Origin of the sequence: Hyphomicrobium sp. MC1 (assembly GCF_000253295.1) — a bacterium.
Classification (GTDB): domain Bacteria; phylum Pseudomonadota; class Alphaproteobacteria; order Rhizobiales; family Hyphomicrobiaceae; genus Hyphomicrobium_B.
In genome coordinates this window covers 4,088,631-4,111,320 of sequence record NC_015717.1, presented here as the reverse complement: position 1 = coordinate 4,111,320, position 22,690 = coordinate 4,088,631, and the positions used below count along the sequence as shown (strand labels likewise).

At 57.7% G+C, this 22,690-nt stretch carries 20 protein-coding genes, 1 tRNA gene and 1 pseudogene; 13 read left to right on the top strand and 9 right to left on the bottom strand.

Annotated features, from left to right (window positions below; translation table 11 throughout):
- Positions 1–4 precede the first annotated feature (4 nt).
- The 3 genes from HYPMC_RS19750 to wrbA form a co-directional block, all read right to left on the bottom strand.
- Positions 5–622 (bottom strand): alpha/beta hydrolase, encoded by a 618-nt coding sequence (locus tag HYPMC_RS19750; RefSeq protein ID WP_013949874.1) that lies wholly within the window; start codon positions 620–622, stop codon positions 5–7.
- Positions 619–1,554: a ring-cleaving dioxygenase gene (locus HYPMC_RS19745; RefSeq protein ID WP_013949873.1), complete on the bottom strand. Its 936-nt coding sequence runs from the start codon at positions 1,552–1,554 to the stop codon at positions 619–621. Before HYPMC_RS19745 ends, HYPMC_RS19750 begins: the two co-directional genes overlap by 4 nt.
- 133 nt (positions 1,555–1,687) lie before the next feature.
- Positions 1,688–2,287: an NAD(P)H:quinone oxidoreductase gene (gene wrbA / locus HYPMC_RS19740; RefSeq protein ID WP_024276526.1), complete on the bottom strand. Its 600-nt coding sequence runs from the start codon at positions 2,285–2,287 to the stop codon at positions 1,688–1,690.
- Between the two features lie 133 nt (positions 2,288–2,420).
- On the opposite strand from wrbA, the gene HYPMC_RS19735 reads away from it, so the two are divergent.
- Positions 2,421–3,338, top strand: a complete 918-nt coding sequence (locus HYPMC_RS19735; protein ID WP_013949871.1) for a LysR family transcriptional regulator — start codon at positions 2,421–2,423, stop codon at positions 3,336–3,338.
- Between the two features lie 16 nt (positions 3,339–3,354).
- Here the strand turns inward: HYPMC_RS19735 and cobF are convergent, their stop codons facing one another.
- Positions 3,355–4,119, bottom strand: a complete 765-nt coding sequence (gene cobF / locus HYPMC_RS19730) for a precorrin-6A synthase (deacetylating) (protein ID WP_013949870.1) — start codon at positions 4,117–4,119, stop codon at positions 3,355–3,357.
- A 139-nt stretch (positions 4,120–4,258) separates the two neighbouring features.
- On the opposite strand from cobF, the gene HYPMC_RS19725 reads away from it, so the two are divergent.
- A complete protein-coding gene (locus HYPMC_RS19725; RefSeq protein ID WP_013949869.1) occupies positions 4,259–5,668 on the top strand; it encodes a DUF6513 domain-containing protein in 1,410 nt (469 codons plus the stop codon).
- 12 nt (positions 5,669–5,680) lie between these two features.
- Here HYPMC_RS19725 and HYPMC_RS19720 read toward each other — a convergent pair whose 3' ends face one another.
- The gene (locus HYPMC_RS19720) at positions 5,681–6,670 is read right to left on the bottom strand and encodes an aldo/keto reductase (protein WP_013949868.1); all 990 of its coding nucleotides are present in this window, start codon (positions 6,668–6,670) and stop codon (positions 5,681–5,683) included.
- A gap of 146 nt (positions 6,671–6,816) precedes the next feature.
- Between HYPMC_RS19720 and HYPMC_RS19715 the strand changes: the two genes are divergently transcribed.
- Positions 6,817–7,749, top strand: coding sequence for a LysR family transcriptional regulator (locus tag HYPMC_RS19715; RefSeq protein ID WP_013949867.1), 933 nt, complete (start codon positions 6,817–6,819; stop codon positions 7,747–7,749).
- Positions 7,750–7,767: 18 nt separating this feature from the next.
- On the opposite strand, the gene HYPMC_RS19710 is transcribed toward HYPMC_RS19715, so the two are convergent.
- Positions 7,768–8,823: an NAD(P)-dependent alcohol dehydrogenase gene (locus HYPMC_RS19710; protein WP_024276524.1), complete on the bottom strand. Its 1,056-nt coding sequence runs from the start codon at positions 8,821–8,823 to the stop codon at positions 7,768–7,770.
- A 492-nt stretch (positions 8,824–9,315) separates the two neighbouring features.
- Here HYPMC_RS19710 and HYPMC_RS19705 point away from each other — a divergent pair, with 492 nt between their 5' ends.
- From HYPMC_RS19705 to HYPMC_RS19680, 5 genes are all read left to right on the top strand, one after another.
- Positions 9,316–10,506, top strand: coding sequence for an MFS transporter (locus HYPMC_RS19705; RefSeq protein WP_013949865.1), 1,191 nt, complete (start codon positions 9,316–9,318; stop codon positions 10,504–10,506).
- A 225-nt stretch (positions 10,507–10,731) separates the two neighbouring features.
- Positions 10,732–11,112: a hypothetical protein gene (locus tag HYPMC_RS19700; protein ID WP_013949864.1), complete on the top strand. Its 381-nt coding sequence runs from the start codon at positions 10,732–10,734 to the stop codon at positions 11,110–11,112.
- 227 nt (positions 11,113–11,339) lie between these two features.
- A tRNA-Met gene (locus HYPMC_RS19695) sits at positions 11,340–11,416 on the top strand.
- 477 nt (positions 11,417–11,893) lie between these two features.
- Entirely contained in the window at positions 11,894–12,151 is a 258-nt protein-coding gene (locus tag HYPMC_RS19685) for a hypothetical protein (protein ID WP_013949861.1), read from the top strand.
- 319 nt (positions 12,152–12,470) lie between these two features.
- Complete coding sequence (locus HYPMC_RS19680; RefSeq protein WP_013949860.1) at positions 12,471–12,710, top strand: helix-turn-helix domain-containing protein; 240 nt, start codon at positions 12,471–12,473, stop codon at positions 12,708–12,710.
- A 628-nt stretch (positions 12,711–13,338) separates the two neighbouring features.
- On the opposite strand, the gene HYPMC_RS24800 is transcribed toward HYPMC_RS19680, so the two are convergent.
- Positions 13,339–13,533 carry a hypothetical protein gene (locus tag HYPMC_RS24800; protein ID WP_244420932.1) on the bottom strand — a complete coding sequence of 65 codons (195 nt, stop codon included), beginning with the start codon at positions 13,531–13,533 and terminating at the stop codon, positions 13,339–13,341.
- Positions 13,534–14,000: 467 nt separating this feature from the next.
- Positions 14,001–14,549: a hypothetical protein gene (locus HYPMC_RS19665; protein ID WP_013949854.1), complete on the bottom strand. Its 549-nt coding sequence runs from the start codon at positions 14,547–14,549 to the stop codon at positions 14,001–14,003.
- An 865-nt stretch (positions 14,550–15,414) separates the two neighbouring features.
- Between HYPMC_RS19665 and HYPMC_RS19660 the strand changes: the two genes are divergently transcribed.
- Together HYPMC_RS19660 and HYPMC_RS19655 are read left to right on the top strand one after the other, a co-directional pair.
- Positions 15,415–17,358, top strand: a complete 1,944-nt coding sequence (locus HYPMC_RS19660) for a tape measure protein (RefSeq protein ID WP_041300420.1) — start codon at positions 15,415–15,417, stop codon at positions 17,356–17,358.
- 136 nt (positions 17,359–17,494) lie between these two features.
- Entirely contained in the window at positions 17,495–18,271 is a 777-nt protein-coding gene (locus tag HYPMC_RS19655; RefSeq protein WP_013949851.1) for a hypothetical protein, read from the top strand.
- Positions 18,272–18,781: 510 nt separating this feature from the next.
- Here HYPMC_RS19655 and HYPMC_RS19650 read toward each other — a convergent pair.
- Complete coding sequence (locus tag HYPMC_RS19650) at positions 18,782–19,441, bottom strand: HNH endonuclease (RefSeq protein ID WP_013949847.1); 660 nt, start codon at positions 19,439–19,441, stop codon at positions 18,782–18,784.
- Positions 19,442–19,705: 264 nt separating this feature from the next.
- Between HYPMC_RS19650 and HYPMC_RS19645 the strand changes: the two genes are divergently transcribed.
- The 3 genes and pseudogenes from HYPMC_RS19645 (at position 19,706) to HYPMC_RS23460 (ending at position 22,542) form a co-directional block, all read left to right on the top strand.
- Positions 19,706–19,936, top strand: a complete 231-nt coding sequence (locus tag HYPMC_RS19645) for an AlpA family transcriptional regulator (RefSeq protein ID WP_013949846.1) — start codon at positions 19,706–19,708, stop codon at positions 19,934–19,936.
- A gap of 569 nt (positions 19,937–20,505) precedes the next feature.
- Positions 20,506–20,964, top strand: a pseudogene (locus HYPMC_RS25100) (bifunctional DNA primase/polymerase); the annotation flags it as partial.
- Between the two features lie 66 nt (positions 20,965–21,030).
- Complete coding sequence (locus tag HYPMC_RS23460; protein WP_244420931.1) at positions 21,031–22,542, top strand: helicase RepA family protein; 1,512 nt, start codon at positions 21,031–21,033, stop codon at positions 22,540–22,542.
- The last annotated feature ends 148 nt before the right edge of the window (positions 22,543–22,690 follow it).

Here is a 22,690-nt window from a genome sequence, read left to right as displayed (position 1 = left end):
GCCGTTAGAGATCCCTGAGGATCTTCTTAACGTGCTCAACCTCGTCCTGCACGATCGTGTGGCCCATGCCGGGGTAGATGATCTCCGTCACGTTACCGCCGAGCGCCTTAAGAACCTCTGCCGACTCGTTCACCCGCTTGAGCGGAATGTGAAAGTCGACATCGCTGCATCCGAGGAATACCGGCGTGCCCGCGAGAGAGCCTGCATAAGTACGCGGCGTTCCTTCTGGTCCGATCAAGCCGCCGCTCAAGCCTGCGACGCCGCCGAAACGGCGAGCGTTCCGGGCTGCGAACTCGAGCGCGAGGCACGCGCCCTGGGAAAATCCTAAAAGCACGATCTTCTCGGACGGCACGCCCTGCCGCTCGACATCCGCGACGACGTCCGAAAGCGTTTTCAGAGCGCTGCTGAGATGCGGCTCGTTCTGGGCAATCGGCGCCATGAAAGACTGCGGATACCAACTGCCCGAACGCGCCTGCGGAGCGACATAGGCGATGTCGCTGGCTTCGAATGCGTCCGCAAGGCCGAGCATACCCTCGGCACTTGCTCCACGTCCGTGAACCAAGATCATCGCCGCACGGGCGGCACCCAAAGGTGCGCCCGCACGAATGACGTTTGTCGTCATGCTGCCTTCTCCAACGGTTGCAGCACTGCCTCGATTTCCTTCCGCTGACCTTCAAGGAACGACGGCAGTTTCAATGCCTGTCCCAAGGTGGCCACCGGCTCATCGACGGCAAAGCCTGGTTGGTCGGTTGCGATCTCGAAAATCACGCTGCCCGGCTCGCGGAAGTAGATCGACCGGAAGTAGTTGCGGTCCATCTGTTCCGTCGCCTGGATGCGATGGTTCTCGACGAGCTTCTTGCGCATCTCGGCCTGCTCTTCATCCGACGCCGCGCGGAACGCGACGTGATGGACAGAGCCCCGGCCCATGCGAGCCGCAAGAAAGCCCTTCGCCTCGTGGATTTCGACGACGCTTCCGGTTTTCGTGCCTTTCGCCACGAACCGCGTGACGTTGCCCTCGCTGCCCGCTTCCGTGAAGCCCAACACATCCGTCAGGATATCGCCCGTGCTCTTCACGTCTTCAAGCAACAATCGGATGCCGTGGAAACCGCGAATAGCGTTTTCCGCTGCAACGTCACTGCCGGTCCAAGCGGCCTCGGCTTCGGCACCAGCCACGCCGACGAGAGCGAGGCTCATGCCGTCCGGATCTGTGAACTGCAGGACCGACTGTCCGAAGCGCTTCTCGATCGCCTCATGCGGCACGCCCTTCTCGACGAAGCGGTGTGTCCAATAGCCAATCGCGGTCTCGGGAATGCGAAACATCGTCTGCTGCGCCATCCCGACTCCATTCCGGCCCTTGGACGCATGTGCCCACGGGAAGAACGTCAGGATCGTGCCGGGCGTGCCGGTCTCATCACCGAAGTAGAGGTGATAGGTGCCGGGATCGTCGAAGTTGACGGTCTTCTTGACCAGGCGAAGGCCGAGAACGCGCGTGTAGAAGTCGAGATTGTGGGACGCATCGCCAGCGATCGCAGTGATGTGGTGAATACCAGACATGGCTTGTCCTTTCTCTCGTTCGCACGAGATGTCACTAGGTTGATCTGCTATGTGGAGGGTCGATCCGGCGCTTCAATCGGAGCCGGTGGAAGCGGACCGTCGCCAATTCGGCAACGGTCCGAATTGGTGAGGCTTACGCCTTCAGCATGGCCGCGATCTGCGCGACGTGACGGCCCTGGAACTGGGCGCCTGCAAGTTCGTTGGCCGAGGGCTGACGCGAGCCGTCACCGTTCGCGATCGTTGTCGCGCCGTAAGGCGAGCCGCCGGTCACTTCGCTGACGCCCATCTGCCCCTGAAACGAGTACGGCAGTCCGACGATCACCATGCCGTGGTGAAGCAGAACCGTATGCGTCGACAGGATCGTGCTCTCCTGACCGCCGTGCTGCGTAGCCGTCGATGAGAAGACGCTGCCGACTTTGCCGATCAGCTTGCCGCCGAACCAGAGACCACCCGTCTGATCGAGAAAGTTTTTCATCTGGGCCGGCATGTTGCCGAAGCGGGTCGGCACGCCGATGATGATCGCGTCGTAGTTCGGAAGCTCATCGACCGTCGCAATCGGCGCCGCCTGATCGAGCTTGAAATGCGACTGCCGCGCGACCTCTTCCGGCACTAGCTCGGGCACTCGCTTGATCGTCACCTCGGCGCCGCCTTCGCGCGCGCCTGCCGCCACCGCCTCCGCCATCTTCTCGATGTGGCCGTAGCTGGAATAATAGAGGACCAAAACCTTCGTCATATGCATGCCTCCAGACACTTTGAAATTCGCTTTGTGCGGAGGCATCAGCCCTCCGACGTTCTGAATATGGCTCGTTGACGAAAATCGCTCAATATATCAATATATGAGCAATCTGTTTCCGATTTGGATACAAATGGACAAGCTCGACGCCATGAGAGCGCTGGTGAAAGTCGTCTCCAGCGGCAGCTACGCTGAGGCGGCGCGTCGCCTGGGGCTGACCCGCTCGGCCGTCAGCAAGGGCGTCATGGAGCTCGAGCAGGCGCTGGGCGCCCGTCTCCTGGACCGCACCACGAGGCGCGTGACCCCGACCGAAGCCGGCCTTGCGTACTATGAGCGTTGTGTTTCCATCCTCTCCCAGATCGAGGAAACCGAGGCCCAGGTCTCCCGCCTCCATGACGAGCCAAAGGGCATCCTGAAGGTCAACGCACCGATGTCGTTCGGCATGCTCTACCTCGGCAAGGCCATCTCCGACTTCATGACCCTCTATTATGACCTCAAGGTCGAACTCCTGCTGACCGATCGCTTCATCGACCCGCTGGAAGAAGGCGCGGACGTCACCCTGCGGATCGGGACGCCGACGGACTCGAGCCTCATCGCCCGCCGGATCGCACCGGCCCGGATCGTGATCGTCGCCTCGCCCGGATACCTCGAAAAACACGGAATGCCGCAGACGCCCGCCGAACTGGTCGATCACAAATGTCTGAGCTACGGCCACACCACATCGATGCAGCGCTGGCACTTGACCGAGAAGGGCCAGCCCGTCTCCGTCGCCATCGGCGCGTGCCTGGCATCGAACAATGGCGATGTGCTGCGCGACGCAGCCGTGCAAGGCATCGGCATCGCAAACTTGCCGACATTTATCGTGGGCCAGGACATTGCTGCCGGACGGCTGAAGCTCGTCCTTCCCGACAATCGGCCATCAGACCTCACTATTCACGCACTCTACGCGCCGAACCGCTATCTGGCCGCGAAAACCCGAGTCTTCATTGATTTTCTCGTCGATCGCTTCGGCAAATCACCACCCTGGGACGACTTCGAAGGTCAGCACTGACAAAAATTCCACCTCGTTACGGCCGGGGAGGCGCGCGCCGAAGCAGGTAGGTGTCCATGATCCAGCCCTTCCGTGCCCGTTCCTCCGCGCGCTCTTCCTCGATTGCGTCGACGCATTCCTTCAGTTTGCCGGAGATCAGGACCTGATCTGGCGTGCCGAGATAGGCGCCCCAGAAAATCTCGACGTTCTCGTCAATCAGCGCGCGGAGCCCTGAGCCGTTATCGAGCATCACGACGGCCGTATCGACCTTTTCTGGCAATCCTTCGAGCAGTTTGCGGCCCGTGGTGATGTGCACCGGCTCGCCGATCGGATTGAGCGCGATTTTATGCTCGGCGGCCAATGCCTGGACGGCCGTGATGCCGGGAATGATCTCATATTCGAAAGCGAGCGTTCCTTGCGCTACGATCTGGTCGATGACGCGTATCGTGCTGTCGTAAAGGGAGGGATCGCCCCAAACGAGAAACCCGCCGACCTCGCCGTCTTTCAGTTCATCCGCAATAAGCGAGCTGAAGATCTGCGCCTTCTCGCGATGCCATGCATGGACACCGGATTTATAATCGCCGCCCTGGTCCCGCACCGGCCCTGGAACCTCCACGATCCGATAGGACTTCTCCTCGATGAAGCGATCGCAGATTTCCCGTCGGAGATTGGCGAGATCAGCCTTAACTTCTCCTTTGTCGAGAAAGAAGAACACATCGACCGCATTCAGCGCCTTCACCGCCTGCATGGTGATGTAGTCGGGGTTTCCCGCGCCAATCCCGATGAGCAGAACTTTCTTCATGCCAAGGCTTCTCCAATGTGACGGGCGACGGAAACCGTAAATCTGCCGATTTGTCGATGGGGCACATGCGGGACATTGCACGAGGCCGCATTCGGTGCCAATTCACGGTGGTCGAATTCGTAAAGGGAAATGCCCGTCGATGGCCAAGCGCATTGTGTTGGTAACCGGATCGCTGGCCGAGCCGCGCGTCAAGCGCGTCGCTGAAGAACTCAATGATCCCGACCTGGAGCCCGTCGTCGCCAATATCGGCGTCAAGGTCGCAGCCCTGATGACGACGGAAATCGTCGAGCGCCGCCTGAAGCTGCCCGAGCACGCTGACCGGGTCATCATGCCCGGCCGTTTTCGTGGCGATCTCGAACGCCTCTCCGACCATTTCGGCACACGCTTTGAGCGCGGCCCGGAAGAGATCGCCGATCTGCCTGAGTATCTCGGCCATGCTGCCCGCAAGATCGACCTGTCCGAGCAGGACGTCAAAATCTTCGGCGAAATCGTCGATGCAACTCTGATGACGCCGGAGCAGATTGTCGAACGCTCACGCAAGTATCGCGCTGACGGTGCCGACGTTATCGACCTTGGCTGCCTGCCGGACAGTCCGTTTCCGCATCTGGAAGCATCCATTGCAGCCTTGCATGCCGATGGTGCGAAGGTCAGCGTCGATTCCTTTAACCCGGAAGAGCTGTCGCGTGCCACGCGCGCAGGGGCCGACTATCTTTTCTCGCTATCGGAAAAGACGATCTCGATTGTCGACGAAGGCCCTGCGGCGCCGATCCTCATTTCGGCTGGTGCCGCCGACATGGATTCGTTGGATCGCGTCATCGATATCATGATCGCGAAGGGCCGCCCCTTCTATGCCGACCCGATCCTCGATCCGATCCACTATGGCTTCACGGCATCCGTCGCGCGCTATTACGACCTGCGCAAGCGCCGCCCAGACATTCCGATCCTGATGGGCATTGGTAACGTCACGGAATTGACCGACGCTGACACCACGGGCATCAACGCCATCCTGATGGGCATGTGCTCCGAGCTTCACATCACGGCGGTGCTTGCCGTGCAGGTGAGCCCGCATTGCCGGACAGCGATCAAGGAATTCGACCGCGCCCGCCGCGAGTACTTCGCCGCTCGCAAGGCCAATGCACTGCCGCAAGGTTTTGGCTCGGGTCTCATGGCTTTGCGTGATCGCAAAGGTTTCGCCTCGACGCCGGAAGAGATCAGATCGCTCGCGTCGGAAATTCGCGACCAAAATTATCGCATCGAGGTCGCGGAAGATGGCATTCATATTTACAACCGCGACGGCCATCACGTCTCAGACGATCCGTTCCAGCTTTACCCGCATCTCGATACCCGCGCCGATCCCGGCCACGCGTTTTATCTCGGCGTCGAGACGGCACGCGCCGAAATGGCCTATCGCCTGGGCAAGCGCTACGCGCAGGATGAGCCGCTGGAATTTGGCGTCGTCGCCGAAACCAAAGGCTCCGCCGACGACGCTCACTTGATGAAGTTCAAGGAAGCGGGCTCGACTCTCAAGAAAGAACCAAAACCCGAGTAGTCCGTTTCCTCATTAAATATCGACGAACGACATCATCCGTTCCGTGTATCTCGCGCCCGCAACACCGAGCAACTTTGCTGCAGCATCAAGACGTTCGGTCTCCTCGGTGGTCAATTCAAGTTTCGCCGCGCCGAGGTTCTCTTCGAGATAGACGCGCCGCTTCGTCCCCGGAATCGGCACGATATGTGGACTGCAGCCGAGCAGCCACGCCAGGGCAACCTGTCCGGGCGTTGCATGATGGGCGACCGCAATCTCGCGCGCGATCTCGGCGATCTTCATGTTCGCGTCGAAATTCGCCCCCTGAATGCGCGGATCATTGCGCGAGCGATAATCGTTGGTCGGATAGTCTTCAGCACGCTTTGCTTTGCCCGTCAGAAATCCGCGCCCGAGCGGACTGAACGGCACGAGACCGATGCCGAGTTCGAACAATGCTGGCCGAATGTGCTCTTCGATGCTGCGCTCCCACAGCGAGTACTCGCTCTGTAGCGCCGAGACCGGCTGCACCGCGTGCGCCCGGCGGATCGTTTCATCGCTCGCCTCCGAGAGGCCGAAATAAAGCACCTTGCCTTCTGCGATCAGCTCTTTGACGGCCCCGGCGACATCCTCGATCGGAACCTTCGGATCGACCCGGTGCTGATAAAGAAGGTCGATGCGGTCCGTCTGCAGCCGCTTAAGAGATGCTTCGACGACCTCGCGAATGTGCGCTGGTCGGCTGTCGGTTCCGGAGATGCCGTTGCTGTCAAATGTGAAGCCGAACTTCGTCGCGATCACGACCTGATCCCGCTTGCCTTTGAGCGCCTGCCCAAGCAGCGTCTCATTGGTAAATGGCCCATAAGCCTCTGCCGTATCGAGGAATGTGCAGCCGAGTTCTATCGCGCGCGCAATCGTTGCCTCGGATTCCGCGTCGTCCGCGGCTCCGTAAGCATAACTCATGCCCATGCATCCGAGGCCGAGCGCCGAAACCTCGAGCCCTTGCGTGCCTAGCTTGCGTTTCTCCAGCACAGCGCCACCTCTCAACCATGTTCGGGGGAATTCGCGTCGAAAGCACAAAAAATCCGGCTTCCGCGAACATCGGCCACATTTAATAGCTGCCATGTGCCGATATAATATGAGGCAATCCGAATACCTCCTTTGGCTTTGAGTATATAATGCGCGGAAGCGAATTCGCTGAGCTACGCGCCTTCGTAACCATTGCCGAGCAAGGCAATTTTGCGCGGGCGGCCGCTCATCTCAGAATTTCACCATCGACATTGAGCCAGACGATCCGCGAGCTGGAAAAGCGGCTTGGCGTCCGTTTGCTCAATCGCACGACCCGCAGTCTCTCTCTAACAGAGGCGGGGCAGCGCCTGCTGGCGCGCTTCAAGCCGGCGCTTGAGGAAATGGAAGAGGCCGTGCGCGACGTGCAGAATTTGCGCGTCGTTCCGGCCGGTACGGTGCGGCTTCTCGCACCGCGCAAAGCGGCCGCCACGCTGATCGCCCCGCATCTGGGCCGGTTTGCGACCGAGCATCCCGATATCGTGCTCGATATCACCGTCGACGACGCCGTCATCGATATCGTCGACGAAGGTTTCGATATCGGACTTCGATTGGGTGAACTTCTCGAAGACGATATGGTCGCGATTAAGCTGGGTGACGATCTCCGCATGTGCGCTGTCGCATCGCCCGAATACATCTCGAAGCACGGCATTCCGAGAGATCCGAGCGAACTCAACAAGCACCGCTGTATCAATTGGCGGTGGTCGGGCCGGCGCGGAATCTACAACTGGGAATTCTTCAAGGACGGTCACTGGATGTCGGTGGTCGTCAACGGTCCGCTGACGGTCTCATGCGCCGAGATGGCGATCCACGCCGCAACGCAAGGTGTCGGCATTGCATTCTGGACGGAGTCGGACGTCCGACCTCTGATCGCAACGGGAAAGCTCGTGCCAATGCTGGAAGAGTTCTCACCGCACTTTCCTGGATGGTATCTGACCTATCCGCGCCAAAGGGACATGTCGGCTGCTGTGCGCGCGGTGATTGATTTCTTCAGGGCTCGCAACGTGCCGACACTTGCGGCAAGCAAGGCATTGGCGCCGGCTTGACCGCCGGCGCCCTGTGCGTCAGTCGAACGTCGCCATGTCGATGACAAAGCGATATTTGACGTCGCTCTTGAGCATACGATCGTAAGCGTGGTCGATGTCCTTCATCGAGATCATCTCGACATCCGAGGTGATGCCTCTCTCGGCGCAGAAATCGAGCATCTCCTGCGTTTCTGCGATGCCGCCAATCAACGAACCCGCAATCGACTTCCGCCCAAAGATAAGCGGAACGACTGACGGCGAGGGATGCGGATGCTCGGGCACGCCCACGAGCGTCAGCGCGCCATCCCGCTTGAGCAGATTGGTGAATGCATCGAGGTTATGCGACGCGGCCACCGTATTCAGGATGAAATCGAACGTGCCGGCATGCGCTGCCATTTCGTCGGCGTTCTTCGACACGACGACCTCATCCGCGCCGAGATCGAGCGCGGCTTGCCGCTTCGAGTCCGACGTCGTAAAGGCCACGACATGCGCGCCGAGTGCGTGAGCGAGCTTGACGCCCATGTGGCCGAGCCCGCCGATGCCGACGATGCCGACCTTCTTGCCAGGCCCAACGTTCCAATGCTTCAGCGGCGACCACGTCGTGATACCCGCGCAAAGCAGCGGCGCCGCGGCCGCAAGCTGATCTTCTTTGTGTCGGACCTGCAGTATGAAGTGCTCATCGACCACGATCCGCTTTGAATAGCCGCCGAACGTATTGGGCAGTCCGCCCTTCGCCGCGCCGTTATAGGTGCCGGTGAAGCTGTGCGGCCCCTCGCAATATTGCTCCAGATCGTGCTCGCAGGAGTCGCAGGTCCGGCAGCTATCGACCATACAGCCGACGGCGGCGACATCGCCCTCTTTGAACTTGGTCACGTCCTTACCGACGGCCGTGACGCGGCCGACGATTTCGTGGCCCGGAACGCACGGATAAAGAATGCCGGGCCACTCACCGCGCGCGGTGTGAAGATCGGAATGACAAACCCCGCAAAAGAGAATGTCGATCACAACGTCTTTTGGTCCGGGATCTCTACGGTCGATCGTAATAGGTCCAAGCGGTGCCTTTGCTGCCGCCGCGGCATAGGCTTTTGTTTGCATGTTCGTCCTTTTATGCTGCTGTCGTGAAATGCGATAATCGAACGCCGAAGCCGCGTCCGGCCGTTTTAAAATCACCCGCGTAATTGTGATAAGCCGATTGCCGATTGCATCCGCCTGTGATGTGGCGTGTCTACTGAAGCGGAGATTCCGGGGCAAACGGTTGGCTCCTCCTAGGTGGAGGATATTCACCGTCAGGAGAATGCGGCGGAAACCGAATGCCGTATTCGAATTATAGGGCATAATATCCTGAGCTGCTTCAAGCGACGCGAAGATATTTTGGCTTATCTCCCCGCCGAGGCGGAATTCGTCACATTGTTTATGCGGGCCCGCTCGACTATCTGTTCGCCGCCCTGCCCGCGCGGCGAGAAATTGTCGCCATGCACCGCCTCTCAAGAAGCTTTGGACGCAAATTCCGGATAAGCCGGATGTCGTTTGCAAGGAACGATGCGCGGGCTGAATCGTCATTGAAATCTGATATCAGCGAGTTGTCCTTTGAACGTCCAGACGAAAGACAAGCGCACCGCCGAGCCTTCGGCTACGCTCATTACGATATTTGCGATTGCTGCCGGAGCGCTCGTCGCCAATCTCTATTATGCGCAGCCGTTGATCGCCGAGATCGGCAAAGAGATCCACATTACGCCAGATCTTGCGGGCTCGATCTCGAGCGTCACTCAGATCGGGTACGGCGTCGGCTTGTTTCTGCTCGTCTCGCTGGCTGATCTCGTCGAGAACAAGCGTCTGGCTCTGACACTTCTGACTTTGACAACGGTGGGCCTTGTCGGCGCGGCCACGTCGCAATCCGCGCTTCCGTTCTTTGTGGCGTCGTTCATTGTCGGCGTGTGCTCGACAGCAGCGCAAGTTCTCCTGCCATTCATCGCCCATCTCGTTCCCGAGGCCAAGCGAGGCCGCATCGTCGGCAATGTGATGGCAGGCGTTTTGACCGGCATCATGCTGGCGCGCCCGGCCGCGCTTTTCATTTCGGCGCATTTCGGTTGGCGCGCGGTCTTTTGGTTTTCGGTGATATTGATGATCGTGATCGGTTCGACGCTATTTCGAATAATGCCGAGCCATCGCCCAGCAACCGGCAAGCATTATTTCCATATTCTGCGGTCGATGGTCGGCTTGTTTCGCAGCATGCCAATCCTGCGCGAGCGGGCATTGTATCAAGCGCTGATGTTCACTGCATTCAACATGTTCTGGACGGCAGCCCCGATCATGCTCGCCGATCAATTCGGTATGAGCCAGCAGAGCATCGCGCTTTTTGCACTGGCAGGTGCTGGTGGAGCGTTGGCTGCGCCGATTGCGGGGCGCTTTGCCGACCGCGGCTATACGCGCATCATGACGATCGGAGCCATGTCGGTTCTTGCCGCCACCAGTTACGCGGCAGATTTGGCAGTTAGCTGGCAATGGCTCGCAGCGCTCGTCGTGATCACGATTCTTTTTGATGCTGCTATTCAGACCAATCAGATCACGAGCCAGCGCATCATTTTCTCGGTGCCCCAGGAAGTACGCGGCCGCGTAAATGCGATTTATATGACGATCAATTTCATTGGCGGCGCTATCGGATCAGTGCTCGGAACAATTACATTGCATTGGGGCGGTTGGTCGACGACGGCCGCAACGGGCACCGCAATCGGAATTATATTGCTGCTGATTTTCTTTGTGGCCAATCGCAGCCGGTAATCCGTTTGTGCCCAGAATTGCAAAAACCATAACGGGAGCGGGAACGCACCTGGAATCTCAGATTGTGGGTTGGAGCGAAATGGAGCTGAGAATAAATGACCGAATCCATAAAAATGAAAATTTATCGTCCCAATTGTATTGAAATGAATTGAAATTAATCTTTTGTTAACCGAAACACTGCGGACTCGAAATCAATGGACATCTCTTTCACATCGGATTGAACCCGTGAAGATACCCCGGCTTTTCCCCACTCTCGTCTTGTCCGCCGCGCTTTCGCTTTCCGGCGCTCAGGCCGGTGTCGCGCAGAGCCTCAGCGACGCCGCTTCATTGGCCCTAACCGGCGGCTGGTCGACGGGCTATATGGGATTGGGGGGCAATCTCGGCCGCGCGATCGAGCATCGCCAGCGTCACCATCATCAGGCGAAGGCGGTCAGGTCCGCAAAGTCCAGTCGGACGGCACACCGCGCGATGCACCGCCAGACAGCCAGTGTGCAGCCCGCCAGCTACCAGCCGAAGCGTCGGGATACGCCGACGTACCTCATCGCCCAGGCGCTCGACCAATCGGGTCTGACGGTCAACACGCTGCGGCTGCAGCACTTCCCCTGAGCCTCGTCAGACGGCGGCGCAACAAGCCTGTGCCATCACTGAGCGATTGGCGCAGGTGCGCGCGAGGCCCGTAATTCGGGCCTTCTCAACAGGATGCCGAAGAATTTCGACGTTGGGGGTTCCCAGACGTTTTTTTTGTGCTATACGGCCCCTCCTGCCGCTCCAACGAGCGGCATTGTTTATCCGGCAAAGCGCATATGTCTCGAAGACCTTGCGTTTTTTGGTGACGCGGGGTGGAGCAGCCCGGTAGCTCGTCAGGCTCATAACCTGAAGGTCGTCAGTTCAAATCTGGCCCCCGCAACCAATTGATTTACTTACGTATTTTCTGGAATCTTCGTTAGCGATTTGTCTCGGAGAAGCCGCGCTGGGTACCAGCTGGGTACCGACGACACAAAATTTCCGTCTGCTGCGCGTCGCACGATAGTTGGTAGCGAAGGTTTATCGATTTCGACCGCCGTCGGGCCACTTCGGTCGGTCTTTTACCGCGATCAGTTCTCCGCCGAACCGCGCTATAAATTTCAGCGCGTGTTCTTCTTCAGCGAAGCACCAAACATTGAACCACTTGTCGTCGCGCCGAAACGTGTGGCCACGCGGACAAAGAGATAGGTCTTTGCAGAACGCGCGCAGCACATCGTGAGCTTTGCCCGTGGACAAGTCCGCGCGCAACGCCACCTGAAACGGCCATCCTTCATCAATGTGAAAGCCACGCATTTCGCCCTTGCGTCTTGTCATAGATCGTGACTAGAACAAAACAAGAACGATGTCAACGAAGGACGCCCCAATGTCAGCGGCAGGCAAGCAAATCGAAAGCGCTCATCACGACGAAGCGACGACGACTATGTTGCTCGAAATTCGGAAGCACATCGTCGAGGAAACCGTCTCGATGAACCCGTCTTTCGACTTTGACGGCCTCGACGAGGAGGTGGCGCAAGCGTTGGTGGACTTATCGCATTACGGCGAACGGAGCCGGGAACACTTGACGCGATATGCGAGGCAGCGCGCCAATCAGTTTGTGTGGTTTAAGGCTGGCGCACCTTAGTAGACGACAGCAACCGGACTATAAAAGCATCAAATAGCGGGCCGTAAGCGAATGTGGTTCTAACTGGTAATGCGACGCGGATCAGACTAAAGCGACAATAATGCTTGTTCAAAATAAGATTGTGACTTGAGTGCTTCAATTACGCCCTGGATCGGACATTAAATTTCCCTCTAATAATCTTTCATTCACGACAAACATTGGTTTGCCTGCGGCGGCTGGGCAAACATGCCACGTAAGCTGACGATCGTCCTATAGCTAGTTCGCGACGCCACAGCATAATCTTTGGCGTCATTTTGCTCTGTCGCCTGAAGTGTGAAAAATGATCGATCAACGCAAAACAAATAAACAAATCGATCAGGCCATTGGAAATCGCATTCGCGCAATACGAACCTCGAGCGGCAAATCGCAGGAAGACCTTGCGAAGGCTACTGAATTGTCTTTGACGGACTATGCGCGAAGCGAAGCCGGTGAGCGCCGATTCAATGCCGTTGAACTGTTCGCAATTTCGCAGGCACTCGGAATCGGGCTTGTCGATATCGTTTCGGCGCTAGAACGCTAGTGCGCTAAGGATTTGCGTCGCGCCGACACAGCATCAATCGTCTTGGCCGTTTGTGATATTAGGTCAGTAAGACAATCTCGTCCGGCCGAGTCATGCTGCTCCAACGAGACGTCCAAAGCTTTCATCAGTGTATCGAGAACCGACAGGAGCGAGTTTAAAATCTCATCCCGTTTTTCTTTCGCAATTATCTGCTGCCCCATAACGCCACTCAACTCCCCGCATCGGCGCCAGACAATGAAATCAACCGACCTATTCCGGTCCTTGAAATCTGATTTCGTGAAAAACTCACTCCACTCACCGTTAAGCATAGTCCACATGGCCAATGGCGGCTAGACCATCTGCGATTTTATTTCAGCATTGGTGCAACCAAAATTTGCCTCAGGAGTATTGTTGTCTTAGCGAAATTATGGGCGACGGGGGCGATATGAACACGACGCATGTTGATCGATTAGTGGGCAGCCGCCTCAAATCTATTCGTGGCGTTCGAAATCTTTCGCTATCCGAACTCGCGCAATCGGCGATGCTGTCGGTGGAGGATTACGTAGACGCAGAGGCCGGCGCCCGAAGATTTCGCGCGGCCGAGCTATTTCGAATTGCGAAAAAGCTCGATATCAGTATGGCCGATATCCTAGAGGTCCTTGACGGTTCGTCGCGCGCGGTCGTCGATGATGTGCGCTAACGATTTCAATAGCGCTTTCTTCCGTTCGTACATCTCGACGTCACTGCGCTCTTGCGCATTTGCTAAACTTTCCAGCAGCGCATCGAATGCGTCGAAGAGGGGTTGATTGGCCTTCTCGCGCTCGTCGCGGCGTCGGTCATCCATCGGCACGGGCTCATTAGATATAACTCCAGAAGGGCTACGCGGTATATCGGCAACCGTTCCCACTCCGGACAATCGCGAAAAACTTATCCCCGCTGTCCGCACCCGTGAGAGAATGCTCGCGACGCCTTTGTGGGAGGATAGCATTTGCCCAGTAATCCTTTGAGACTGCTAGAGATATGCGAGGAGTTGGTCGCTTTCTCTAGCCATGAGCACGCATTCTTAGACGTCGAGTTGCGGTTGGCCATCGCCAGAAAACTTATCGCCCATAAAAGAAGAATTGACTGCACGTTGAAGCTGCTCGGCGCGCTTGATGAGCCGACGCGCGTCCACGGGCTTTCCCCTCGCCGTTCATAAAGTGATTAACTGAAGATCGCGCTGAGGATGTCGGCCCTTGGACATCTCACCGCAACCGCAACTCTGAGCGGGAGCAATTTTGCGACCGACTCGTTCGGCGTCGTTGATTTGGATCAATGTCGTTGCGATGTTGTCGGGCTCGTCGGCACTCTTTGAGGAGAAGGCCATTGTGAGTTGGAGAAGCCCGAGCTCACCCCGGTCCTAGCTCCCTCGATTTGCAGCCAAATTTTCAGTACGGCGTGTGCGATAGGAAAAAGGTATTCAGGACCTATTACGATCATTTGGATTTTGCTGGCCGCAAACGGAAGCATGGCCGTCAGTGCGTCGAATATTTTTCTTAAAGCGGTCCGAATGGTCTCGTCTATTCCAATCGCCGCGGAATGAGAGGGTGCCGCTTCAATTATAAGCGCATCAATGCTGCCGAACCTTTTTCCTATTTTTTTGAAATATTCCCTTTGCGTCTGAGGAGTATTTCCCGGCGCTTTAAGACAGCAGACGTTCGCGCATCCGCGGTAGAGGCTTTTGTCAATTGATAAACGGTCGCTTGTGGACGCAATAACAAGCTGCCCGCTATCCTTTGAGATTAGTCCGGCGATGCCCAATGCGTAGGGGCTCGCGGGATCATACATTGCCACAACATACTTGGATTGATGCGCTGTCATCCTGGCGCCCGCTACTGCTGATTGCGCCGAGGTTATACAGCCATTGCGATAAACTCAATAAGGAAACAATCTTTGCGTGTGGATTGGTGCCGCTCCGTGTTAATGGAGAAGCCAAGCCAACGCCAAGCCGAGAGCCACTGCGGCGAGCGCTATCCATGTCCGCTTTGGATCAATCGGTGGTCGGCCGCCGTAGTCAGGCGATTGCTCATATCCTGACGGCATTGCTTATCCCCCATGCGATTTACGATAGGCATCTATCATTTCCTTCGAAATGTCGCTTGCGTAACAATAAACCGTCCAGCCGCCCGCGCGACTGTGCGCGCTGCGTTTCCCGCATCGGTGGCCGGCTCGGTCTCTGTCTTCGGGACAGGCACACGGACCCGGACCGCCCGATCTGTAGGCGGCGATAGAAGCGGCGATTAGCGCGGCGATAATTGCTGCGTCGGTCAGCACTTCCTTCTTAGTTATTGTGCTGCGAGCTTGCTCCGAAGGCGTCACACTATCCGCGAGTGCCTGCGTAACGATGAGCGAGCTGATAACTAGTCCAAATATTCGGCGCATCCGCCCATCCCAAACGCCCGTCGCTTCGCCGTCCCCAAAAATACTCGCTTACGAGCTAAGGGATGTCGAGAGCTTGAATCGGTTTTCCTTTGCCGGTGATCAATTTGCAGGGTCAGTGCGCCGCGGACACTCTGGAGCGGAACGGCAGCTCAGAGAGTTGAAAACGATGGCCGACTCGGTAATCAGGGCGATAATTGACAGTAGCGGCGCGCAAGCTGGAGCAGCAAAATTTGCCGCCGCAGCGCGGTCAATGTCAGCGAGCGCACAAATAACGGCCCGTAGTATTTTAAGCCTTGAGGGCGTCGTGGCCGGGCTCGGAACCGCGCTCACGGCTCGGGAATTCATTCAGGCTGGTGACAACTTCTCGAACCTCAAGAGTCGGCTTCAGCTGTTCGCGCAAGAGGGAACGAACGCGAGCGACATTCTCGACGCCATGACGGTTGCCGCAAGCCGATCGCACGCCCCGGTTGGCCAACTCGCCGATATCTATTCGCGCAACGCTGCGGCGCTTAGTAATCTCGGCTATTCGACGTCCGATCAGATCCGCCTTGCCGAGACGCTTTACAAGACGCTCGTTATTTCGGGTAACGCGACCGAGAGCGGGCGCGAAGCACTCATTCAGTTCTCGCAATCGCTCAACTCTGGCGTCTTCCGGGGGCAGGAGTTCAATTCGGTCAACGAGCAGGCGACAGAGATCATTCGCGCGCTTGCTCGCGAAACGGGCAAGACGCAAGGCGAGCTTCGGAAGCTTGCGAATGACGGAGCGCTAACTGCGCAGCTCGCCGTAAACGGCCTTTTGAACGATACGAAGACGATCGATTCTCAATTTGAAAAGCTGCCTCAGACGGTGACTCAAGCGTCGTCGCAGTTCTCGAGCGCCTTTCAAATCTTGATCGGCGAGAGTGCCGAAGCAACTGGCAGTAATCGCGCCCTCGCTGAAGCCATTAATGAGTGGACGAAACTGCTCGGGTCTGACGCCGGCCGCGAAATAATCGATTGGTTTTCGGACCGGCTTAAGGGTTTCTCAGACTTCGCCGCCGACGCCGCCCGCGAAATCAGAATAATGGCCGCTGAGACTGCAATAGCGGCACAAAAGCAGAAAGAAGCCGCTGACACTGGATTTACTTGGGCGAAGGCTCTCCAAAGCGTTTGGGTTGTTACAAAAGTGGGGCTCGGCGCCTGGATTGACCAAGCGAAAGCGGTCGCCAATGGCACGTTTGGCATGACGCCCGAACAGCAAAGGCAGATCCGCGCGCAAGCAGAGTCTCAGGTCGGATGGGAAGCGACCGTAACAAAAGCGAGCGCCGTTCCGAGCTTTGATTCAAACGCTGCAAAGCGGAGCCTAACGTTCGGTTCCGGCGATGACGAGAAAGAAGCTCGGCGCCGCGAGAAGACGACACAAGAGCTTGCAAAGCAGCTCGACATTGAGAAAGACCGCGTTGCGATTACCCAAGCCCAGATCGACGGCAACACGGGACTTGTGCAATCGCTTACGACGGAAATGACTATCCGCCAGCGCATCACCGACGACATGCGCAAATATGATCCGAAGAAGGCGCAAGCCCTCGAGGATGAAATTCGCCTACAAGACGCGCTCGCGGAAAAGCTGAAGACGACGCAAGAGATTCAGGCTCGCAACACTCAGTTCGCCGAGGATTTCGCGAGCACCATAACCGATGGCTTTGCGTCAGCGGTTAAGGGCGGTCAGAGCTTCACCGACACGCTTAAGCAAATGGGCATCAGCATTTTAGAGGTGATTGAGAAAGCCGCCGTTCTCGACCCGCTTGGCAAGTCAATCGGAAATTCGCTGAGTGGGTTTCTCAATGGCGGTGGGCTTGGAAGTGGCTTTGATATTGGCGGGCTACTCGGCATAGGAAGCGGTAACGTCGGGCTCGGCTCATGGGCGCCGACCGTTACGGCGTTCGCATCGGGCGGTGTCGTGAGCAAGCCGACGGGCTTTGCGTTTAACGGCGGCCTCGGCGTTGCCGGTGAAGCGGGCGACGAAGCCATTATTCCGCTCACGCGCACGGCAAACGGCGATCTCGGGGTGAAGGCGATAGGCGCGGGCGGGGGCTCGCAGCAAAACATATATATTACGATCACGGGCGACGCGACCGACGCAACGGTTGCGAAGATGTATCAGGCCGCTGCCGAAGTCTTCGCGAAGTCGGCGCCGGGGCTCGTCGACCAAAGCGCTAACGAGGTCGCGAAGCGCAACCGTAACGACAAAAACTATCTCCGTCGGTAATCGGGCAACGTCTCGTCGTCGAAATCAAGCGGCCTGATTTTCTCTGCGACCCATAAATCTAGTCTATGACTGGCATCAGTACGCAACTGCTTTTCGTTATGCTGTTTCGCCGTCACTATTGGGCTCGGAGGGCGCAATGGTCGATATCAGCGATACTTTTGGATTGTGGGAACGCTCGCTTATCTCTTGGCCGGATGGGCGCCAAGACACGACAACGTATGTTGGCTGGCTGCAAGGCCCGACGCTGTTCGCTGACCTTCGCCAGCCGATCGGCCCGCCGCCGTTTGAGGGCGTCTCGTGTTTGAACGACCTCGGTCCTGAACATTTCGATTGGCTCGCGCGGCAAGAGGGCTTCGCTGGCCGCTTCGTTCATATCGGCGACGCGTTCGAGTGGCAGAGGATCATAGATTTTCAGTGCACGAGCATCTACAGCGACGTGGGCTATCTCGAATTTCTGGGCGATATTCTTATCGAGACTGGGCGCGACGTCCCATACGTCGAACATTGGCACCGAGCTTCACGCGACTTGCTCCCGCACTACGCCCTGAGAATGGTCGATCGGATAGGGCGCCAAGGATTCATTGTCCGCGCTGGGGCGATTTTCATGTACGTCCGTGATCGCGTGAAGCCTCTTGATTTCGATGCGTCTCTGCCGGATTTGGTCGGCAATGCCACGGCTGCAGAGGCTCGAGCACTCCTTGATTGCGAAATCTCGCTTGGGCGCGTGCAGGGAAGCGCATGGACCATCCAACGATCGAGTTTGCCGTATCGGGTTGGGAAAGATCTTGCGGCGAGCCTCTCACCCGACCGAATGAGTGCGCGGTTTTCGGATATCACCGACGACGGCCAACCTTTCATGTGCAACTGGACGGTCGTCGAAATCGACGAAGGTTCGGCGGATGCTACGGTCTAGGCGCCAGCACCAGTTGATCCGTATTTTTTTTTTTTTTTTTGATGGCAAATTCAGGCTTCGGCGCTGAACTGAGATTAACAGCGGCATTCAGTTCGGGTTCTTCATCGCTGTGATGAAGTGGCTTCGCTGCGGATAATCCGCGGTCCTGGAGCTTCCTCAAATGACTTCCAAAATCGCTCTGCTTTCCCTACTTGCCGCATCGGCAATCGGTGTCGGCGCATCATCGGCCTCCGCAGATTGGGACCGTCCGCCCCCGGGCTACGCCGGACCGCCTTCCCCACATCGCTTTGACCCGCCTCGCTATCGTGACAGGTTCGAGCGGCATTGGTGGCACGCGGACCGTGAAAGGTGGGAGTGGCGGCACAGGCGTGCCCGTTGGGACGATCGCGGACCGCCGCCCCCTCCGCGTCGCGATTGGCAATACGACTGATCGGTCGACCGCCGAATGAACGTAATTGAGGGTTGCGGACTTCTGCTCGAACCGCGGGAGTCCGCAAAGAGGTCGGCGTCCTAGGCCATCGCAGGCGACTCGGCAGGGACGGAAAGCACGCGCTCCAGGCCGTCCCATTCGGATCGCTGCGGCTCTCGGCTAAGCGGATTTTCGAGCCCCACCTCGTCTAGGGTGTAATCCATGCGGGCGTAGTTGCACGGGGCGCAGGTAACGATCACGTTGCCCATCGAGTTATCGCCGCCTCGAGCGTGCGGCACGATATGGTCGTATTGGAGCCACATCGCCTGAAAGGCTGCGTGCTGCGAGGTGTTTGATCGGCCCCAGCGAACGGCTTCGGGCAAGAGCTTTCGCAGATGGTTGCGAACTTCAGCTCGGATCACTGGAATTCCACAAAACCGACAGCGATGGCCGTCGCGCGAAACGATGGCTCGCAGCGTGACCTTGTCGGGCATGCGCTGCTCGACGCGTCCGACAATCGGGAGAGCAAGCAAGGTGGGGTTCGGTCGGGTCCACTTTGGCGACGCGCCCCATAACCCCTCTGTCCAATCACGGATGGCCGGGATATCGGCCCTGCGAACGAATGCGTCAGCTTCGGAGTGACGACCTTCTAAGAGAGCCGATGCTGCAACCGTCAGAAGGGCTGCTGCTTCGAAAATCTCGGGAGCGGGCGCGAGCAGGCAGGATCGCCGAGGAACTGAAGCCGAATTTTCCACCGCCATGTAACTGCCTTCGAATTTACGTCGGCGCTGGGCGCCGAATAAAAATTTTCCTCGTCGTTACGCTCGGCGAGCGTAACGACGACCCGTGAAAGAAAATTAAAAATCCGCGCCGCTGCTGGCGTCTCAAAAATTAAGGGACGCCTAATGCACGGCGGGTTGCGTGAATTCAGATTCGCATTTGAATCGATGATTTTGACGCAAGCAGTCCAACGCAGCAGTCTCCAGTCCACCCGCACTTGTTGCCTTGTGTTATTGGAGAACCGAATGTCTAGGAGTTTGCCGCCTTCTGTTGCGTCATGGCCGAACCGAATGCTGAACATTCGAGAAGTCGTTGCCGTTACGGGTCTATCGAAGGCCACCATCTACGAATGGATGCCCAAAGGGATGTTTCCGGCTTCACGGCGCCTCGGACCGAATAGGGTTGGTTGGCTCGCGCGGGACATCGAGGACTTTTGCAACAACTGTCCCGTGAACGAAAAGGCGAAGGCTGCCTAAAAAGAAAGGGCGCCCCTGGCCGGGCGCCCGATGATCAATTGCGCAAACAACAATGCTACTACAGGCAGAATATACCGCGATCCAGCACGCGGCGCCAACCCGGCGAGCATTTTTGTTTGCGCTCCTTTCAATGCGTAATTGCTGGAGCGCTACATGTGCGAAATAAGCTTGAATCTTGAGAACCGCCACGGTGCTGCATTCCGTGACGACGCCTCCGCCTCACTGAATGACGCGGAGTTCTTTGTAAGCGCACGCCTAGGCGCCCAATTTCGCCTGACCGCGGCGAGCAGCGCAGACCTTCTCCGAGCCCGGATAGTTCTTAAGAAGGGACGTCGTGGAGCCCGATTGGCTAATCTGATCATCGATGCTGACGGATCACTGAGATCTAAGGCCGTTATATTCCAGCTCAAAGAAGTGGAAATCTCATCCCTAAATTCGGCGCCCGACAAGATGCTGCTGATCGTCTGGCGACGAGTGTTGGAGACGTGCCGTTGGTTTGAAATCGATGAGCGGGGTTGGAGCGCTGAACACCTAAAGCGTGCGACTGCTACTATATTGCGAGGCGCACAATGACAGCCCTGGATCTCGCGTTATTGACCGCGAAAGAGTTTCGCGTGCTGCCAACCTGTCCGGGCGGAAAGATTCCGGTTCTAGCCGATTGGCCGAACCGTGCGACAAGCGACCCGCTTTCCGTCGCCGAGCTATGGGCCGAGCATGGCGCGAACTGTAACGTAGGTATTGCGTGCGGCGACGGCTTCATTGTCGTCGACGTCGACTGCAAAGATGGAAAGCGCGGTTTCGATGGCCTTGCAGCGCTGCCGCCGCTTCCGGCCTCTCGCACCGTCCGTACTCCGTCTGGAGGCGCGCACATCTACTTACGCATTCCATCCGGCCTTCGCGTTCAGAATTCAGCCGGCACGCTCGCCGAGGGCGTCGACATTCGCGCGACGGGCGGGCAAGTGCTTGCGCCCGGGTCGGTTATCGGCGGCAAGCGTTATGAGCTGGCGCGCGATCTGCCGATGGCCGACGCACCCGATTGGCTTATTGCGAAGCTAACCGAACGGCGAGTCGGGGCGAGCGCCCCGGCTGGCGCGATGCTCGGCGCCGAGGACACTCCCGAAGCCATTGAGCGGGCGAAAACCTACGTTGCGAGCGCCGCCCCTGCGATTGAAGGCGAAGGCGGCGACCATCAGACTTATAAGGTCTGCGTTCGGTTGCGGCGCGACTTTAACCTGAGTGTCGAAACAGCGCTTGAAGTGCTCGACCCCTGGAACGCTCGGTGCGTACCGCCTTGGGATCTCGATGACCTCACGAAGAAGCTTGAGAACGCCGAGCAGTACGGCCAGAACCTTGCAGGCACCGATAATCCGCTTATCGGGCTCGAGCCAGTTGAGCCCCCGCCATTGCACACGAGCAAGTTCCTAGCCTCAATATCAACCTATAGGAACACTCGCGAGGATGACGCCGCAGCGCCGCGCTTGCCGTGGTTGGCTCCTGGTCGGCTGATGCGAAGAAACCTCACGGTGCTTTTTGCTCCAGGGGCGACCGGCAAGTCGCTCCTTATGTTGGAATGGGCAGTTGCTGCTGCGCTCGGACCATCGGCACTTGGAGCCTCGGATTTCTGCGGCTTGAACGCTCGCGAACGCTGCAGCGTTCTGGTCATCAACGCCGAGGATGAAACGAGCGTTATGGAGCAGCGGTTGGGAGCCATCTGCGACGCGTTCGAAATTCCTCGAAATGAAGTTTGGGGGCGGATAAGACTCCAAAGCGGCAAGGATCGCGGGTCGTTTCGCTTCAAAGTCGCGGTCAAGAATACAAAAAATGGTGCGATCGAACCGACCCCAGAAGTCGACGAGATTATTGCTTACTGCAAGGCGTACAATATCGATGTGGTGATCGTCGATCCGCTGATCCGAACGCATCCAGCCAATGAAAATGATAATGGCGAGATGCAGCAAGTGGCCGATATTTTCGAGCGCATCGCAGCTGAAACAAACGCCGCCGTTGTGCTCCCTCACCACACGAAAAAGCCGGGTCGCGGCGGTTATTCAGAGTTTGCAGGTAGTCCGGACGCGGGCCGCGGCGCGTCGGCGATTAAGGACGCTTCCCGGGTGGCACTTACGCTGTTTCCGATGAGCGAAGCCGATGGCGAAGAATTTAACGTGCCTGCGCACATACGGCACCGTTACGTCCGGCTAGACGACGCAAAAATGAACTTCGGGTTAGCTGGGCCGGAAGCCCAATGGTTCGTGAAGAGGACCGTGCAGACCGCCAACGGCGATGAGACTGGAGTTCTGGTGCCGGTAATGATCGGTGCACGCGCCGAAGTCGAGCCAACTGCCGAACAGCTCGAGCGTGTGTACGAATATTTATGCGGCGTGACCGTGAGCAACGAATGGCAAAGGCTGTCGGCAGATCCTCAAGCACAACGTTACTTACCCCGACAGACCGGAATTTTGCCTGGAGCCGAGGATGATGCCGTTCCCGGGATTATCGAGGCGGCGCTTTACAGATTAAAAAATTCTGCGCGCGCGGAACTGGTCCCTTATGGCAGGCCGAATAAAGCCGGGAAAATTCCGGAACGGTGGCGAGCAATTATAAAATGAGGTTGCGCAGTTCCCTGCGCAGTTCAGTTTGCGCAGTTTTGCGCAGTCGGTTCGATAAGTGCGCAAGGCCAATGATTGCAGCCATTTGGAACGGATGCGCAGTTGTTTTGGTGCGCACTTCTAAAATAAGTGCGCATCTCCAGTAAAC